Source organism: Glycomyces sp. NPDC050141 (genome assembly GCF_055586545.1).
This window is the reverse complement of sequence record NZ_JBVJHZ010000007.1, coordinates 151,378-158,988: the sequence shown is the minus strand read 5'-3', so window position 1 is coordinate 158,988 and position 7,611 is coordinate 151,378. Positions and strand designations below refer to the sequence as shown.

Annotated in this window: 8 protein-coding genes and 1 pseudogene; 5 read left to right on the top strand and 4 right to left on the bottom strand. The window is 71.0% G+C overall.

Annotated features, from left to right (window positions below):
- Positions 1-112: 112 nt before the first annotated feature.
- A complete protein-coding gene (locus ACZ60M_RS06945) occupies positions 113-1,273 on the bottom strand; it encodes a hypothetical protein (protein WP_465415505.1) in 1,161 nt (386 codons plus the stop codon).
- A gap of 197 nt (positions 1,274-1,470) precedes the next feature.
- On the opposite strand from ACZ60M_RS06945, the gene ACZ60M_RS06940 reads away from it, so the two are divergent.
- From ACZ60M_RS06940 to ACZ60M_RS06925, 4 genes are all read left to right on the top strand, one after another.
- The gene (locus ACZ60M_RS06940) at positions 1,471-2,631 is read left to right on the top strand and encodes an LLM class flavin-dependent oxidoreductase (protein ID WP_465415503.1); all 1,161 of its coding nucleotides are present in this window, start codon (positions 1,471-1,473) and stop codon (positions 2,629-2,631) included.
- An 11-nt stretch (positions 2,632-2,642) separates the two neighbouring features.
- Positions 2,643-3,116 (top strand): MarR family winged helix-turn-helix transcriptional regulator, encoded by a 474-nt coding sequence (locus tag ACZ60M_RS06935; RefSeq protein ID WP_465415501.1) that lies wholly within the window; start codon positions 2,643-2,645, stop codon positions 3,114-3,116.
- Positions 3,113-3,817, top strand: a complete 705-nt coding sequence (locus tag ACZ60M_RS06930; protein WP_465415499.1) for a CE1759 family FMN reductase — start codon at positions 3,113-3,115, stop codon at positions 3,815-3,817. Before ACZ60M_RS06935 ends, ACZ60M_RS06930 begins: the two co-directional genes overlap by 4 nt.
- Before the next feature lie 72 nt (positions 3,818-3,889).
- The gene (locus ACZ60M_RS06925) at positions 3,890-4,123 is read left to right on the top strand and encodes a hypothetical protein (protein ID WP_465415498.1); all 234 of its coding nucleotides are present in this window, start codon (positions 3,890-3,892) and stop codon (positions 4,121-4,123) included.
- A 64-nt stretch (positions 4,124-4,187) separates the two neighbouring features.
- On the opposite strand, the pseudogene ACZ60M_RS06920 reads toward ACZ60M_RS06925, so the two are convergent.
- Positions 4,188-5,135: pseudogene (locus ACZ60M_RS06920) on the bottom strand (NAD(P)/FAD-dependent oxidoreductase); the annotation flags it as partial.
- 80 nt (positions 5,136-5,215) lie between these two features.
- Here ACZ60M_RS06920 and ACZ60M_RS06915 point away from each other — a divergent pair.
- Positions 5,216-5,803 (top strand): helix-turn-helix domain-containing protein, encoded by a 588-nt coding sequence (locus ACZ60M_RS06915; protein WP_465415496.1) that lies wholly within the window; start codon positions 5,216-5,218, stop codon positions 5,801-5,803.
- Here ACZ60M_RS06915 and ACZ60M_RS06910 read toward each other — a convergent pair.
- Positions 5,800-6,738, bottom strand: a complete 939-nt coding sequence (locus ACZ60M_RS06910) for an SDR family NAD(P)-dependent oxidoreductase (RefSeq protein ID WP_465415495.1) — start codon at positions 6,736-6,738, stop codon at positions 5,800-5,802. The genes ACZ60M_RS06915 and ACZ60M_RS06910 overlap by 4 nt on opposite strands.
- Before the next feature lie 84 nt (positions 6,739-6,822).
- The gene (locus ACZ60M_RS06905; protein WP_465415493.1) at positions 6,823-7,551 is read right to left on the bottom strand and encodes an HAD family hydrolase; all 729 of its coding nucleotides are present in this window, start codon (positions 7,549-7,551) and stop codon (positions 6,823-6,825) included.
- Between the last annotated feature and the right edge of the window lie 60 nt (positions 7,552-7,611).

The following is a 7,611-nucleotide window of genomic DNA, read 5'->3' as shown; positions in this document are numbered from 1 at the left end:
CCCCCCCCCCTCCCCCCCCCCCCCCCCCCCCCCCCCCCCCCCCCCCCCCCCCCCCCCCCCCCCCCCCCCCCCCCCCCCCCCCCCCCCCCCCCCCCGGGAACCTGCGAGAGGGCTACTCGCTGAGGTAGTCCTGGGCCTTGTCGAGGTGGCCCTGCATCTGCTCCTGCCAGGCGACGAGGTCCGTCTCGATCGGCTGGTAGGTCTCGACCAGGTCCGCGGCCCAGGCCTGTGCGACGGCCTCGCGCAGACCGCTCTCCGCGCCGCAGGCGGCGAAGTCGGCGGCCATGGCCTTCTCGAGTTCGAGCACGCCCATGAAGTCGCCCGGAACGTCCTCGGGCGCTTCGGGGACCTCGATGCCCTCCTCGCCGTACTCCTCGAAGTAGGCCGGGTCGTACATCTCGCCGAAGTACTGCCACAGCGGCGGGTAGAACTCGTCCCCGAGTTCCCAGCCCTCGTAGCCGGCGTCGATGAGGCAGCTGTCGAACGCGTCGGCCTCGTCGCCGACTTCGGTGCGCAGGTCGCCGTAGTCCTCCTTCTCCTCGAGGGTGAACACCGGGCTCGGCTCGTGGGTCTGGGCGTACTCGCCGCCCTCGCCGCCGTCCTCGCCCTCGTAGGCCACCATGTACGGCTCGCCGTACATGGTCTCGACCATCTCGAGCCAGCACCCGCCGGGCGGGGCCTCGCTGTCGATCTCGGCGCCCTTGAGGCCGCCGGTGATCGCGGGCGAACCGGTGTAGGCCTCGATCCACTCGGCCTGGTATTCCTGGTCCTCAGCGTCCCATTCGCTCGTGTCGAGGCCCATGTCCTCTTCGTCGAGGATGCCGAAGGCGGTCCTGGCCTCCGGTGTGAGCAGCTCTTCGGCCAGATCCTCGTTGCCGGGGTTGCGGACGAACTCCGCCCACACGCCGAAGCCCCACTGCCCGGCCGCCTCGGCGGTCGGCACGGCCCTGAGCGGCGCGCCGCTGAGGTAGCCGCCCGCGCTGTACGCGGCGGTGTGCGACTCCTGGAACTCCATCGGGTCGTGGACGGTGAAGCCCTCGTCCTCCAAGCAGCGCTTGGTGATCCGGTGCTCGATCACGGTGAGCTCGTCGGTGATGGCGTGGCTGTCGTTGACGATCTGGTAGAGCCGCTCTGCTTCGGCGACGGCGTCGGGCCCCGGCTCGACACCGCCCGCGTCGGGCTCGTCCTCGGTGGTGCAGGCGCCTACCGCGAGCAGTGCGGCGGCTGCGACGAGCGCGGCCGGTCGGCGGATTCGCCCTGAATTGCCCAGCATGTGGAGTTCTCCTTCGGGGGTGGTCGTCGGACGCTACTAAGACGCCGTCCCGGCGGCTGGGCGTTGTTCACAGTGCACCGCCGTTTCGGTGTGAGCAGTGCCTCCCCGGAATCGGAATACTCCCCGCCCCCGGGCCGTTAAGGTAGATGCAAACGCATGAAGATCGCACCGCCTCGGCGGGGAGAGCAGGGATTACGATGCAGTTCGGTGTCTTCTCAGTCAGTGACATCACGCGCGACCCCGTCTCGGGGGAGACCCCGACCGAGGCCGAGCGGATCGACGCCATCCTCAAGATCGCCGTCAAGGCCGAAGAGGTCGGCCTCGACGTCTTCGGCATCGGCGAGCACCACAACCCGCCGTTCTTCTCCTCTTCCCCCACGACGCTGCTCTCGCACATCGCAGCGCTCACAAAGCGACTGGTCGTTACCACCGCCACGACCCTGATCACCACCAACGACCCGGTGCGCATCGCCGAGGAGTACGCGATGCTCCAGCACCTGTCCAAGGGCCGCATGGACCTCATGCTCGGACGCGGCAACACCGCCCCCGTCTACCCCTGGTTCGGGCAGGACATCCGCCAGGGCCTGCCGCTCGCGCTCGAGCACTACAACCTGCTGCACCGCCTGTGGCGCGAGGACGTCGTCGACTGGGAAGGCGAGTTCCGCACCCCGCTGCAGGGCTTCACCTCCACGCCACGGCCGCTCGACGACGTGCCGCCGTTCGTGTGGCACGGCTCGATCCGCACGCCCGAGATCGCCGAGCAGGCCGCGTTCTACGGCAACGGCTACTTCGCCAACCACATCTTCTGGCCGACGTCGCACTCCAAGCGCCTCGTCGACTTCTACCGCCAGCGCTTCGAGCACTACGGCCACGGCACCCGCAAGCAGGCCGTCGTCGGCCTCGGCGGCCACGCCTACATCGCGAAGCGCTCGCAGGACGCGGTCAGCGAGTTCCGCCCGTACTTCAACGAGGCCCCCGTCTACGGCCACGGCCCCTCGCTCGAGGAGTTCACGCGCGGCACGCCGCTCTCGGTGGGCAGCCCGCAGGAGGTCATCGACAAGACCCTCACTTTCCATGACGCGTTCGGCGACTACCAGCGCCAGATGTTCCTCATCGACCACGCCGGGATGCCGCTGAAGATGGTCCTCAACCAGCTCGACCTGCTCGGCGAAGAGGTCGTCCCGGTGCTGCGCAAGGAACTCGCCGCCCGCCGCGACCCCGAATCGGCCGACGCGCCGACCCACGCGGGCCGCAGCAGGGCCAAGTACGGCGACGCCCCGGCCCGCCAGCCGCGCCCGAACGCCAACCGCGGCGACAACACCGCCGGTGACATGCCCTACCAGGACGACGAGAGCTGAAGGGCCCGAACATGACCCGCAGCAGGAGCCGCCGCGCGAACGAGGCGTGGGAGTCGCTGCTCACCGCGCACGCCTCGCTCATGAAGCGGTTCGCCGCCGAGCCGATCTGGGGCGAGCTGACCATGCGCGAGTACGACGTCCTCTACACGCTGTCCAAGCACGCCGAACCGCTGCGGCTCTTCGAACTGGGACGCGGCGTGCTGCTCAGCCAGCCCGCCCTGTCCCGGCTCGTCGACCGCCTCGCCGAGCGCGGCCTCATCGAGCGCGCGCCCGACCCCGAGGACGGGCGCGGCGTCCGCCTCGCCCTCACCGAGGCGGGCCGCGAACGCCAGCGCCGCGTCGGCGGCCGCCACGCCGTCGACGTCGCCCGCGCCGTCACCGCCGCCCTCACCGACGAGGAGATGGCCCAGCTCGAGGCCATCGGCCGCAAACTCGCCGCCCAAGGCGCGGCGACCCCCGCACCACGCAAGGAAGCAGTCCAATGAGCATCGTGCAATCCCAAGCCGCCCAACCGTTCCGCGTAGTCGTCGTCAGCGGCGGCACGAGCGACCCGTCCTCGACCCGGATGCTCGCCGACCGCATCGCCGACCGCGTGCGCACCCTCGCCGAGGACCGCGACGAGAAGACCGCCACCGACGTGATCGACCTCCGCGAACTCGCCACCGAGATCGCGACCGCGCTCGTCTCGCAGCTCATGGGCCCCAAGCTGACCCGCGCGGTCGAACTGCTCGGCCGCGCCGACGCGGTCGTCGCCAGCGCCCCGGTCTACAAGGCCGCGCCCAGCGGCCTGTTCAGCTCCTTCTTCCACATCCTCGACAACGACCTGCTCATCGCCAAGCCGGTCGTCCTCGCCGCGACCGCCGGGACGGCCCGGCACGCCCTCGTCGTGGACGAGCAGATGCGCTCGCTGTTCGCGTACCTGCGGACGATGACCGTCCCGACCTCGGTCTTCGCCGCCACGGAGGACTGGAACTCGAAGGAGCTGGGGGAGCGGATCACGCGCGCAGCGATCGAGGTCCTGCTGCTCATGGAGTCCGGTTTCGCCGAGAAGGTCCGCAGCGAGTCCTGGAAGCACTACCAGCACGAGTACGGCAGCGCCGGCGGCACTGAGCTGGACATCGACCTCAGCTCCGACCTGATGCGCCTGGCAGCGGGAGGCTCGGCCAAGCCGCCGCGCAAGCCGTGATCGCGAGCGGGCCCCGCTTGTGGCCGGCTCCCGCGACAATAGTGGGAACGTCCGACAGCGAGGAGGCACGCGATGGGTGACGGCGGTGACGGCGGCAGCGGCGAGGCGATCGACTTCGCGGCGGCCGAGATGCCGGTGGGGACCGACGCGGAGACCGTCATGGAGACGGCCGAAGGCGGCAACGACACCTACGAGGACCTGGGAATCGGCGCTGGCAGCGGCGGTGCCGGTCCCGGCGAGAACGAGCGGCGCCCGGACGACGAGGTCATCGACCTGATCTGGCGCAACGCCCCGTCGGGGGAGTAGGCACAGCGAAACGCGGCAGGGCCGGGACACTGTCCCGGCCCTGCCGCGCACTCGCCTACCTCGCCCGGTGCGCGGCCACGGCCGCTTCCGTGTCCTCTTCGACCAGTTCCATGTTGAGGCGGGCCCCGGCCGTCGCGCCTCCGGCGGCGGCCGCGCCGACCTGGGCCATGAGGTCGGTGACGTTGCCCGCGACCCACACGCCCGGGACCTCGGTCTTCCCGGTCGGGTCAGCCGGGAGGTGCTCGCCCGCGCCCGAGGGGTGCTCGACCGCGTTGAGCCCCAAGTCCTTCAGGAACCCGGCCCGCGCCTCCATCCGGGTGCCCGTGGCGAGCACGGTCCGCTCCACGAACTCGCCGTTCGCCAACCGCACCCCGCGAATCCGGCCGTCCTCGGACTCGATCCGCTCGATCGCGCCGTCCACGATCCGGGTGCCGCGCGCCCGCAGCTTCTCGGCCTCCTCCGGCGGCAGCGCCAGCCGGTCGTTCGTGAACACCACCAGGTCAGCGGTCCACTGCCGGAACAGCAGCGCGTGGTGCATCGACATCGGCCCGGTCGCGACAATCCCGATCGCCTCGTCCCTGACCTCCCAGCCGTGGCAGTACGGGCAGTGGACCAGGTTCCGGCCCCAGTGCTCGGCCAGGCCCGGGATCTCCGGCAGCCGGTCCACGAGCCCGGTGGTGACGAGGATCTTGCGGGCCTTGACCTGCCGGCCGTCCGCGAGCCCGACAATGAAGCCGCCGCCGACCGCCTGCGCGCCGGTCACGCTGCCGTCGACCACGTGCCCGCCGTACTGCCGCACCTCGGCCCGGCCGACCGCCAGCAGCTCCGCGGGCGCCATGCCTTCGCGCCCGAGCAGGCCGTGGACCCCGTGGGCGGGGGCGTTGCGCGGCTCGCCCGCGTCGATCACGGCCACCGAGCGCCGCGCGCGGGCGAGCATGAGCGCCCCGTTCAGGCCCGCGGCCCCGCCGCCGACCACCACGACGTCGTACTGCTCCTTCAGTTCATCGGTCACTGCGACCACCTCCGGCAACGACCGTAAACGGGACCCCGCGAAACTGGCAAATTTTCTTGCCGATCTGGCAAACTCGAAGCATGGACGAAGCTACGGACCAGGCCCTCGGCGCGGTCGGTCCCCACCTGCGGGCCCTGCGCAAGGCCCGCGAGGCGACCCTCGCGGACCTCTCGGAACAGACCGGGATCTCCGTGAGCACCCTCTCGCGGCTCGAGTCCGGTACCCGCAAACCGACCCTGGAACTCCTGCTGCCCTTGGCGAAAGCCCACGGCGTGACCCTCGACGACCTCGTGGACGCCCCGGCCACCGGCGACCCGCGCGTCCACATGAGACCGGTCACCCGGGGCGGCATGATCTACCTGCCGCTCACCCGCCGCCCCGGCGGCATCCAGGCGTACAAGCTCATCATCCCCGCCGGAAACAGGACCGAGCCCGACCCGAAGGTCCACGAGGGGTACGAGTGGATGTACGTCCTCAACGGGAACCTCCGGGTCGTCCTCGGCGAGCACGACTTCGTGATGAAGCCCGGCGAGGCCGCCGAGTTCGACACCCGCACCCCGCACTGGTTCGGCTGCGCCGACGAGCGGTCCGTGGAGTTCCTGAGCCTCTTCGGCAGCCAGGGCGAACGCGCCCACCTGCGCGCCAAACCGAAAGCCAAGGGCGCCTAATCGAACGCGTTCACACCCGTGAGCGCGGCCGAGTACTCCCACAGGCGCCGCGCCTGCTCGGGGTCGACCGCGTAGGGCCTGACGGTCTTGCCGTCCTCACCGAACACGGCGACCTCGCAGTCCACCAGGTAGACCCCGCCGAGGCCGTCGAGTTTCGGCGACGTGGCCGCCCAGGTCTGGGTGGCCGCGCCCTCCTCCACGGTCTTGAACGTCGCAGGCGGGTTGCCCTCGTCGTCGATCCAGCCGAGCTCGCGCTGGTCGGCCTCGGAGATGTGGCGCTGGAGCGGCGTCAGAATCCCGCCGGGGTGCAGCGCGAACGCCCGCAGGCCCGCCGACTGCGCGAGCCGGTCGAGTTCGACGGCGAAGAGCACGTTCGCGGTCTTGGACTGCCCGTAGGCGTCCCAGCGCTCGTAGCCGGTCTCGAAGTGCACGTCGTCCCAGCGGATCGGCGAGCGCCCGTGGGCCGCCGAGGAGACCGACACGACCCGGCCGCCTTCGAGCAGCGGCAGGAGCCGGTTCACGAGCGCGAAATGCCCGAGGTGGTTGACCGCGAACTGGAGCTCCCAGCCCTGATCGGTACGCGTCTCCGGGCAGGCCATGATGCCCGCGCTGCTGACGAGGACGTCGATGCGCCGCCCGTCCGCGAGGCGCCGTTCCGCGAAGGCCTTGACGCTGCCGAGGTCGGCGAGGTCGAGCTCGTCCACTTCCACGCTTGTGATGCCGTCGAGGTTCTTCGCGGCCAGGTCGGGCCGCCGCGCGGGGACGACCACCGTTGCACCCGCACCCGCCAGGGCCCGCGTGGTCTCGAGCCCGAGGCCGGAGTACCCGCCGGTCACGACGGCGGTCTTCCCCGCGAGGTCGAGGCCGGCGACGACCTCGGCGGCGGTGCTCTTGTCGTTGAAGCCTGATCCGATCGGTTGCTGCTTGTCGCTCATGCCCCGAAGCTACGACTTGGAGTGCACTCCAAGGCAAGTGCGCAGGTCAACCCTTAGTCAAGCGGTGCTCGGTCAAGGCTGTGCTCAGTCAAGAAAGCCGAGGACGTGCGAGAGGCCGCGCTCGCCCATGCGGACCTCGCCCGGGAGGATGTACGCGCGCAGGCCGGTCGCGGCCGCACCGCCGTCCTTCGCCGGGTTGTCGCCGACCATGAGCGTGCGGCGCGGGTCGACGCCGAGGCGCTCGCACGCGGCGCGGAACAGCACCGGGTCGGGCTTCTCGGTGCCGAACTGGTAGGAGATCACGCGCACGTCGATGAGGTCGTCGAGCCCGAAGTACTCCATGTGCACGCCTACGTCCCAAGGGAAGTCGGAGACGATGCCGGTCTTGATCCCGCGGCGGCGCAGCTCGCGCAGCAGCGGCTCGGTGTCCGGGTAGGGCACCCACGCGTCGGGGGCGGCGATCGCGGCGTACGCCTCGGCCTCGATGCCCTGCAGGTAGTCGACGTGCGCGAACCAGCCGAGGAGGGCGACGCGGTGCTGCTCGGCGGACTCGTCGCGGCCGATCTGGATAGCGGCGACCTCGGGGATGCGGTAGGCGTCGCCGAGCTGCGCGACGGTCTTCTCGAGCAGGTCGTCGTCGAGCGGGCGGCCGGTCTCGGCGGCCACGCGGCGCAGCCAGGTGCCCGCGTCGATGAGCTTGAAGATCGTGTTCGAGAAGTCGAACAGGACCGCCTCGATCGGCGGCACGGGCTCGGACTGCTCGGCCTCGGTCGGCTGGTAGGCGACGGCTGAGTCGAAGAGGCTGTGGATCACGGCGGGCCTTCCGTCCTGTACTGCGGCGGTCGCCGCAACCGTAACCGAGCCCGGGGCGCC